The following is a 1,112-nucleotide window of genomic DNA, read 5'->3' on the forward strand; positions in this document are numbered from 1 at the left end:
CCGGGCTGAACTTGTGGATTGGCAGCAGCCTGCAGTGGCAATTGAACCAGGCGTATCGGCAGAGGAGGGCGATGGCACAGTGCCCGCCTCCCCTCCCATTGCGCGCGCCTGCCAGCGTCGAGCCCGAACAGGCGGGCCGGGCGGCGGCGCCGAAGGTTGCGGCGCTGACCAAGGCGCAGCGGTGGGAGGAACGCAAGGCGCTGATCTCGGCTGGGCGGGACAATCCGTCCGCCAAGGTCAATGCCGCTGCGCAGCGGTTGGCGCGCAATAACGTCGCGGTGGAGAAGGCGCGGCTGACGGACCATGTTTATGAGCCGACGAGGCCGGTGCCGGAGGGGTGGAGGAATGCGAGTGGGGACTTGCAGACGTTGGACGGGCATGGCTTGAAAGTAGACGATTTCCAAAGCGACGGCTCGAATCTTCGTGTCCAGCTTTACGCTCCGGACCGCAGCGTATTCGGTGACGACATGATTTCAACCGTCTCTTTCAAGGGTACGGAGGTGACCAGTTTGGAAGATTGGGGGAATAACTTTTCTCAAGCGGTGAATTTGAAGTCAGCGTATTACGAACGAGCCGTCCAGCTCGGTGAAAAATTGGCGGATGATCCATTTCCGATTGATGTCGCAGGCCACTCTCAGGGCGGTGGGCTATGTGCGGCGGCATCGAGCGTCAGCGGGAAGGCCTGCTGGAGTTTCAATGCCGCAGGCCTGCATCCGAAAACCGTGGAGCGCTACGGCGGCACTTCGCAACCTTCGGAGGTCTATGCGTACCACGTGAAAGGAGAAATCCTGACGAGCCTGCAAAGCTGGCTACCGTTGCCGGAGGCCGTCGGCACGCCTTATGCGCTCGACGGAAAAGGTTCGTCGATCAGTCGACACTTCATTAGCCAGGCGATTGACGGAATCGAAAAGCAAAAACAGGAAGATATTTCCATTCTTCAGGACGTATCGCCATGAAGCAACTGCTTTCCGCTTTCGCCCTGACGATCACCCTATTACTGACTCCCTGGACGGCAAACGCAATGAAAAAATTCCCCGCCACCGACTTCTTTTCTGGCTCGCAGTTGGTGTTGGCACAAGCCATCGAGAGCGGTGATCTAGCCAAGGTAAAGC

At 58.8% G+C, this 1,112-nt stretch carries 1 protein-coding gene; it reads left to right on the forward strand.

The window, feature by feature from the left end; translation table 11 throughout:
- Window positions 1–956: Tle-like phospholipase domain-containing protein (locus J3489_RS37235; RefSeq protein WP_207005776.1), on the forward strand; the 956-nt coding region annotated here is incomplete at its 5' end.
- Window positions 957–1,112: the final 156 nt, after the last annotated feature.

The sequence above is a fragment of the Trinickia mobilis genome (genome assembly GCF_017315705.1).
GTDB classification, from domain to species: domain Bacteria; phylum Pseudomonadota; class Gammaproteobacteria; order Burkholderiales; family Burkholderiaceae; genus Trinickia_A; species Trinickia_A mobilis.